A 7,222-nucleotide genomic window follows, 5' to 3' on the forward strand; every position below is an offset into this window, starting at 1 on the left:
CTTGCTATTGCCATCGTACAAACCCAACATGCGTGAACTGGATGAGGACGGCATACGACACGACGTGCGCCAGTCCGTCAGGCATGGGTTTTTTTCCACAAGCGCCGTGGCGCCCTTGTGCGAACCCCTGGAATATCGACGAGTGCTCGAACTTGCTTGCGACGAAGGCAGGGGCGAGATACTGGTCGGTGCGTATGTAGGCGAGGCGGCTCTGGAAGCCAACCGGGAATTGCTGGCCCATGCCGAGAAAGCGGGCTGCAGCCGTGCCGTGCCGGTGCCCCGCTACCTGGACCCGGCATCGGAAGACGAGGTGTTCGACTGGTACAAGACGCTCATCGATTCCACGCGCCTGCCTATCGTGCTGTATGCCCAAAACAACCCGAGACTGCGGCACCTGCATCCCAGCGGCATTGCGCTGGGCGCTTTTGAAAGGCTGGCTGAGCTGCCCTCTGTCGTAGCCGTGAAGCTGACCCAGGCAATCAACCTCGTTCGTGCCATGGAGTGCGCCGAGCGCCTCGGCGACAAGATACTGCTGGGGCCGGTGCACCTCGATATGATGCCATTGCTGTCGCAAGCCTGCACCATACAGTGGAGCGTCCAATGGAATGCCGAGTGCGCGACATCGGCAAGCCGCGTGATCAAGTGCCGATCCTGTCCGCCGAAGCCCGTGACCGGATCCGGCAAAGCTACAGAAGCATAGGCATAGAGCCGAACGGCGGCGATGAGAAGGAATTCGTGGTCGGCGTTGCGAACTTCGCCAGAGGCGTCAGGAAAGCCGATATGGCAAACCTGCCGTTGTTCGAGTAAGGGCGGCGCGCGCGGATCGAATCCGCGCACCGCGCCTCGCGCCAATGCCCTCAGGTCACGGCGTCGCGTGCCCGGTCCAGGTCGTAATCGCCTTCGTCCAGGATGCGCGCCAGGGTTTCCACGGCGTCGTAGACGTCCACGAAACGGATGTAGAGGGGGGTGAAGCCGAAGCGCATGATGCCGGGTTCGCGATAGTCGCCGATCACGCCTTTGTCGATCAGTGATTGCACCACGGCGTAGCCATGGGGATGGGTGAAGCTGACCTGGCTGCCGCGCAGCGCGTGTTCGCGGGGAGTCACGAGTTCCAGCGGGTGCGCGGCGCAGCGCTGTTCCACCAGCTCGATGAACAGGTCGGTCAGGGCCAGGGACTTCTGGCGCAGCGAGTGGATGTCGGTCTTGGCGAAGACGTCCAGCCCGCATTCGACGAGCGCCAGCGAAACCGTGGGCTGTGTGCCGCACAGGGCCGAGCGTATGGTCGTGCTGGGAACGAATTCGCTTTGCATGGCGAAGGGGTTCGCGTGGCCCCACCATCCCGTCAGCGGTTGGCGGAAGCGGTCCAGGTAGCGCGGCGCCACCCATATGAAGGCCGGCGCGCCGGGGCCGCCGTTGAGGTATTTGTAGGTGCATCCCACGGCGAAGTCGGCCGAGCTTGCGTTGAGGTCCACCGGCAAGGCGCCGGCCGAGTGCGCGAGGTCCCAGACCATCAAGGCGCCCTGATCGTGCGCATGGCGAGTCAGCCCGGCCATGTCGAGCAGGCGGCCGGTGCGGTAGTTGACGTGGGTGAGCATGACGACGGCCACGTCCGCGCCGATGGCGGCCGGCAGGTCTTCGGGCCGGTCCACCAGGCGCAGCTGATAGCCCTGGCCCAGCCACTGCGCCAGGCCCTGGGCGATATAGACGTCGGTGGGGAAGTTGCCGCGTTCTGTGACGATGACCCGCCGGTCCGCCCGGGCGGGGTCCGCCGCCTGCAGATGCAGGGCGGCCGCCAGCGCCTTGAAGAGGTTGATGGAGGTGGTGTCGGTGACGGCCGCCTCGCCCGGGCCCGCGCCGATCAAGGGGGCCAGCTTGTCGCCCAGCGCCAGGGGCAGTTCGAACCACCCTGCCTTGTTCCAGCTGCGGATGAGGTCCGTGCCCCATTCGTGCTCCACCACTTCGCGCGCTCTTTGCAGGGCGGCGCGCGGGCGGGCGCCCAGGGAGTTTCCGTCCAGGTATATCACGCCGGCGGGCAGCGAGAATTCGTCGCGCAAGCCGGCCAGGGCGTCTTTCCTGTCCAGTTCCAGGCAATCTTCACGGGTTGTCATAGGGGTCTCCGAGTACGGCGCGGGCCGCCAAGAATACTATAGGCTTCAAGCATTTTGCCACAGCGCGGAACGGATGGCCAAGCGGCCCGCCGCCGTGGCGGATCAAGCGTCAACCTCGACCAGCCCTAGGCGCTTTGCACCGCTCGTATGAAGGCCTGGATCTTTTCGGCCGACTTGATGCCCGGTTCGATTTCCACGCCGCTGCTGACGTCGACCGCGTAGGGGCGAAGGCGGCGTATGCGCTGGACCACGGTGTCGGCGTTCAGGCCGCCCGCGAGAACCAGGGGGCGACGGTCCTGCGCCGCGGCGACCACGTCGAGCAAGCCGGCGTCGAAGCCCCGGCCGCTGCCGCCGTAGCCGGCGCTGTCGCTGTCGAACAGCCAGCCATGCGCGTGCATGTAGGCGCGGCATGCGTCGCCCACGCATTCGGGGCTGTCCATGCCCGGGCCTCCGACGCGGAAGGCGCGCAGATAGGGATGGCGGAACTGCGCGCAGAAATCGGCGGTTTCGTCGCCGTGGAACTGCAGGAGATCGGGGCGCAGCTGGTCGATGACCTCGTTCACCGCGTCCGGCGCCGGGTTGACGAACAGGGCGACGACGCTGACGAAAGGCGGCACGGCGGCGCGCAGCCGCCGCGCCTGGTCCAGGGACACCGCCCGGCGGCTGTGCGGGTAGAACACCAGGCCGATGGCGTCGGCGCCGGCCCGCGCCGCGCTGTCGATGTCTTCGGCCCGGGTCAGGCCGCAGATCTTGACGCGCGTGCGGGGATGCGTGCTGTTGCCGTCTTGCATGCCGCCCTACTTGAAGCCGGCGCCGGCGTCATCCGCGCCGCCGTAGCTGTCGGAGCCGTAGACGTTCTCGGTGCCGAAGTTGATGGTCGAAGGATCCACCATTTCGACGTCGTCCTTGTAATGGGTGACCATGGAAGGAAACACCATGACCGCCGCGACCATGAGGATTTGTATGCAGATGAACGGCACCGAGCCCCAGTAGATGTCGCCGGTGCTGACGCGCGGAATGAGCTTGCCGGTGACCCGGTCGTGGTAGTCGTCCTTGGGCGCGACCGAGCGCAGGTAGAACAGGGCGAACCCGAAGGGCGGATGCATGAAGGAGGTCTGCATGTTCACCGCCAGCAGGACGCCGAACCAGATCAGGTCTATGCCCATTTTGTCGGCCACCGGGCCGATCAGGGGCACGATGATGAAGGCCAGTTCGAAGAAGTCCAGGAAGAAGGCCAGGAAGAAGGTCAGCAGGCTGACCACGATCAGGAAGCCCCATTCGCCGCCGGGCAGGCCGCGCAGCAGGTGCTCGACCCAGATGTCGCCGTTGATGCCGCGAAAGCTCAGGCTGAACACGGTGGAGCCGACCAGGATGAAGACCACGAAGCAGGAAAGCTTGGTGGTGGTGTCCATGGCCTGGCGCAGCAGCGCCCACGAGAAGCGCCCGCGCGACACGGCCATGACCAGGGCGCCCACCGCGCCCATGGCCCCGCCTTCGGTGGGGGTGGCGACGCCGATGAAGATGGTGCCCAGCACCAGGAAAATGAGGAATAGCGGCGGCATCATCACGAAGGTGACGCGCTCGGCGATTTCCGACAGCAGGCCCAGGCCCAGCAGCTTGTTCGCAAGCGCGATGGCCAGCGCCGTCAGGCCCCAGGCCATGAGGCTGATCACCACTTTTTCATCGACGGGGATTTGCGTGTGCTCGCTGAAATAGTAGCGCGTTGCGAAATACGAGACCACGGAAGCGATGATGGTCAGGACCAGCAGCGAGCGCAGGCCCCTGCTGCCGTCTTCCTTGACGTAGATGCGGGCTTCCTCGGGCAGCGCGGGCGCGCAGGACGGCCGGATCATCGTCATGATCACGATATAGACGATGTAGGCGCCCGCCAGCAGCAGGCCAGGGATCATCGCGCCCCGGTACATGTCGCCGATGGAGCGCCCCAGCTGGTCGGCCAGGATGATCAGCACCAGCGAGGGCGGGATGATTTGCGACAGCGTGCCCGAGGCGGCGATGACGCCGGTGGCCAGCCGCCTGTCATAGCCGTAGCGCAGCATGATCGGCAGCGAGATCAGGCCCATGGAGATCACCGACGCCGACACCACGCCGGTGGTGGCCGCCAGCATCGCGCCGACCACGACCACCGCGATGGCCAGCCCGCCCCGTATGGGGCCGAACAGCTGCCCCACGGTTTCCAGCAGGTCTTCCGCCATGCCGGAGCGTTCCAGGATGAGCCCCATGAGCGTGAAGAACGGCACCGCGAGCAGGGTGTCGTTGGACACGATGCCGAAGACGCGCTGCGGCAGCGCCTGGAACAGCGCCGGCTGCATCAGGCCCAGGTCGATGGCCACCAGGCCGTAAAGAATGCCGTTGGCCGCAAGGGAAAACGCAACGGGAAAGCCCAGCAGCAGGAACACGATCAGGTTGATGAACATGATCGGCGCCAGGTTGTCTACAAAGAACTCCATGTTCAGCTGCCCTTGGCGTTTGTTGTTTTGGAAGTCGTGGAGTCGGCCTGGTCGGCCAGGGCCTGCCTGCGGATTTCATCGGCGAGCTCTTCTTCGGCGGACTTGCCCACGGGCCGCGCCGTCGGGTCCGGGCATTTGCCCATCAGGAAGCCCACGCATTTGATGAGATGGGACAGCCCCGCGAGGATCAGCAGCAAAAAGCCCACCGGTATCAGCAGCTTGGCCGGCCACCGGATCAGCCCGCCGGTATTGGACGATTGCTCGTTCAATACGAAGGACTCGTGGAAGAATGGTATGGACAGCCAGAAGATCAGCACGCAGGCCGGCAGCAGAAAGAAGAGCACGCCGAAGATCTCGATCTTGATCTGGGTGCGCCGCGAGAACTTCTGCGACAGGACGTCGACCCGCACGTGTTCGTTGCGAAGAAAGGTATAGCCCGCGGCCAGAAGGAAAATGGCCCCGAACAGATACCACTGGAGTTCGAGCCAGGCGTTCGAACTGACGTTGAACACTTTGCGGACGACCGCATTGCTTGCGCTGACGAGCACCACGATGAGGGTCAGCCAGATCACGGCCTGCCCCACCCGGGTGTTGACCGCGTCTATGATCCTGGATAATGACAAAAGGAATTTCATGAGTCCAAAGGTTTCCGCTGCACGGTAGCGCATTCTAGTCGATCCGCAGGACATTTACCCTCGGTATATGCCCCGACTCAACAGGCGCCGGCCGCCAGGCCCAGGTGGGATTGCACCAGATCCTCCAGGCGGTTTTCAGGCAGGCCGAATGCGGAAGGGTAATCGGCCCGCACGAAATACAGGCCGTCGGGCGCAAAAGTGGGCGCCGCCCGCGTGCGGTCGCGCTGCGCCAGCAGCTCGTCCATCCAGTCGGGCGGCCGCCGCCCCAGCCCGACATACAGCAGCGCCCCCATCAGGTTGCGGACCATGTGATGCAGGAAGGCATTGGCCCGGAACGTGAACAGGAAATATTCGCCGTATTGCTCCACCTCGAGCGCGTGCAGGGTCCTGACCGGGCCGGCCGCCTGGCATTGCGAGGAGCGGAAGCTGCTGAAATCGTGCTCCCCCAGCAGGCGCCGCGCGGCGTCCTTCATGGGCGCGAGCGCCAATGGGTGATAGACCCAGCCGACGCGGCCGTGCTGCAAAGGCGAGCGCACGCGGCTGTTGCGCAGCACATAGACGTAGCTGCGCGCCCGCGCCGAAAACCGCGCATGGAAATCGTCCGGCACGGCTTGCGCCCATTGAACCGCGATGCTGGAAGGCAGCAAGGCATTGAGCCCGCGCACCCAGGATTCCGGACGGCGCTGGGCGTGGCTGTCCAGGTGGACCACTTGTTCGAGGGCGTGCACGCCGGTGTCGGTGCGCCCGGCGCAAATGGTGGCCACCCGGGGCTCGGCAAGAAACTGCGCCAGCGCGGCTTCGAGCGCATCCTGCACCGTGCGGCCGCCCGGCTGGGTCTGCCAACCCAGCCAGTGCGATCCGTCATAGGCGATTCCTAATGCCACACGGGGCATTCGAACCTCAACGCTGCCCGGGTGTGCTGCCGCTCGGGGAATTCCGGTCCAGATCGAGATCGATCTGGGAGAGCTTTTCCCTGACCATCGCTTCGGTGATGAGGCCGCTGCTGTCGTCGCGGCCCTCGTTGCGCGCCGAATTGGCACGGCGCAGCAGCCATGCAACGACCAGCACTATCAATGCCAGCAAGCCGGTGATGACACCCAGCATATGCTCTTGAAACCAGGACACAGTTTTTTCCGTCTTTGTTGAAATGGTATCGGCCGAACCGCCGGCCTTCCCCTTGGCCGCGGGGGTGGAACCCCGCTCGCCGGCGCCCGGCGAACCCGCCGCGCCGCTGGATGCCCCCGGGCCGGCCGACGGCGCAGCACCATTGGCTGCGCCCGCGCCCGATGGCGGCGCAGTGCCGCCGGACCCCGCCTGCCCCGCCGGCTGCGTGGCGCGATTGGCCGCTCCGGCGCCGGTCGATGAGGTTGCGCCATTGGCCGCAGCCGCGCCGGCTGACGGCGTAGCGCCGCCGGAACCTGCAGCGCCTGCTTGCGGTGCAGCGCCACCGGCCGCTCCCGATCCGGGCAATGCGCCGGCCGCCGGGGCGACGCCCGCCGCGGACGACGCGCCGTTGGCGGCGGCGCCCGGCGTGGAGGATGTGCCGCCATGGGCCGCCGTGGCGGCCGATGACGACGCGGCGCCGCCGGCGGCGGCCGTGTCGGCGGCCGGCGAGCTTCCCGGCGTGCCCGGCGCACTTCCTCCCGCCGCGGCATTTCCGGCTGCGGCGGGCTGACCGGCGGCGCCCGGCGCCGCCTGCTGCGCGCCGTCCGCCGGCCCGGTGGCCTGGGCGATGGACTCGCTGAGCCCTTTCGCCCCTTCCACCACCAGCTCGCCGATGACGCTGCCCTGCGCGCGCAGGGCTTCGTTCAGATTCTTTACGTTGTCTTCCAGCTGGGAGACGCGCTGTTCCGCGTCGGCGACGCCCTTGCGCAGCGCGAGCTGGTCGTCGGCCCGCACATCGGCATCGTGGGCCGAGCCGGGCGTTGCTGGCGCGCCGGCCGCTGCGGGCGAACCCGGCGTGGCCGATGCGCCGGACGCAGCCGGCGAGCCCGGCGTTGCGGCGGCGCGT

General features: G+C 66.6%; 6 protein-coding genes and 1 pseudogene. 1 reads left to right on the plus strand and 6 read right to left on the minus strand.

Annotated features, from left to right (window positions below; translation table 11 throughout):
• Positions 1-28: 28 nt before the first annotated feature.
• Positions 29-700, plus strand: a complete 672-nt coding sequence (locus tag H0A72_RS21505; RefSeq protein ID WP_180158561.1) for a dihydrodipicolinate synthase family protein — start codon at positions 29-31, stop codon at positions 698-700.
• 157 nt (positions 701-857) lie between these two features.
• Here the strand turns inward: H0A72_RS21505 and kynU are convergent, their stop codons facing one another.
• The 6 genes and pseudogenes from kynU to H0A72_RS21535 form a co-directional block, all read right to left on the minus strand.
• Positions 858-2,108 (minus strand): kynureninase, encoded by a 1,251-nt coding sequence (gene kynU / locus H0A72_RS21510; RefSeq protein WP_180158562.1) that lies wholly within the window; start codon positions 2,106-2,108, stop codon positions 858-860.
• 125 nt (positions 2,109-2,233) lie between these two features.
• Positions 2,234-2,899, minus strand: coding sequence for a phosphoribosylanthranilate isomerase (locus H0A72_RS21515; protein ID WP_180158563.1), 666 nt, complete (start codon positions 2,897-2,899; stop codon positions 2,234-2,236).
• A 6-nt stretch (positions 2,900-2,905) separates the two neighbouring features.
• Positions 2,906-4,576, minus strand: a complete 1,671-nt coding sequence (locus H0A72_RS21520; protein ID WP_180158564.1) for a TRAP transporter large permease — start codon at positions 4,574-4,576, stop codon at positions 2,906-2,908.
• A gap of 2 nt (positions 4,577-4,578) precedes the next feature.
• Positions 4,579-5,211 (minus strand): TRAP transporter small permease subunit, encoded by a 633-nt coding sequence (locus tag H0A72_RS21525; protein ID WP_180158565.1) that lies wholly within the window; start codon positions 5,209-5,211, stop codon positions 4,579-4,581.
• Between the two features lie 77 nt (positions 5,212-5,288).
• Complete coding sequence (gene truA, locus H0A72_RS21530) at positions 5,289-6,104, minus strand: tRNA pseudouridine(38-40) synthase TruA (RefSeq protein ID WP_180158566.1); 816 nt, start codon at positions 6,102-6,104, stop codon at positions 5,289-5,291.
• A 7-nt stretch (positions 6,105-6,111) separates the two neighbouring features.
• Positions 6,112-7,222: pseudogene (locus tag H0A72_RS21535) on the minus strand (hypothetical protein); the annotation flags it as partial.

Origin of the sequence: Parapusillimonas granuli (genome assembly GCF_013416525.1) — a bacterium.
Classification (GTDB): domain Bacteria; phylum Pseudomonadota; class Gammaproteobacteria; order Burkholderiales; family Burkholderiaceae_B; genus Parapusillimonas; species Parapusillimonas granuli.

What these genes read in the sequence shown, in the direction of transcription:
- H0A72_RS21520 (WP_180158564.1), bottom strand. Translation starts at nt 4,576, where the DNA reads ATGGAGTTCTTTGTAGACAACCTGGCGCCGATCATGTTCATCAACCTG.
- truA (WP_180158566.1), bottom strand. Translation starts at nt 6,104, where the DNA reads ATGCCCCGTGTGGCATTAGGAATCGCCTATGACGGATCGCACTGGCTG.
- H0A72_RS21505 (WP_180158561.1), top strand. Translation starts at nt 29, where the DNA reads ATGCGTGAACTGGATGAGGACGGCATACGACACGACGTGCGCCAGTCC.
- H0A72_RS21515 (WP_180158563.1), bottom strand. Translation starts at nt 2,899, where the DNA reads ATGCAAGACGGCAACAGCACGCATCCCCGCACGCGCGTCAAGATCTGC.
- H0A72_RS21525 (WP_180158565.1), bottom strand. Translation starts at nt 5,211, where the DNA reads ATGAAATTCCTTTTGTCATTATCCAGGATCATAGACGCGGTCAACACC.
- kynU (WP_180158562.1), bottom strand. Translation starts at nt 2,108, where the DNA reads ATGACAACCCGTGAAGATTGCCTGGAACTGGACAGGAAAGACGCCCTG.